Consider the following 238-nt stretch of genomic DNA (forward strand, 5'->3'; position numbering starts at 1 on the left):
CTCCACGACTTCGTCCGTATCGCGCAGACCCGCAGTATCGTAGAGCTTAACGGCGTAGCCATCGATATTGAGATCGACATGCAGAACGTCACGGGTCGTCCCGGCAATTTCGGTAACGATCACCACCTCGCGGCGCGCCAGCACATTCATCAGGCTCGACTCGCCGGCATTCGGCGCACCGGCAATCACCACCTTCAATCCGTCCCGAATGATCTCGCCGAAATCCGCTCCCGCAAGA

1 protein-coding gene is annotated in these 238 nt (G+C 59.2%); it reads right to left on the bottom strand.

The features are described from left to right. Window positions 1–238: GTPase (locus ACPYOG_RS20690; RefSeq protein ID WP_481295935.1), on the bottom strand; the 238-nt coding region annotated here is incomplete at both ends.

The sequence above is a fragment of the Leifsonia sp. HAY1-4F genome, from assembly GCF_056755275.1.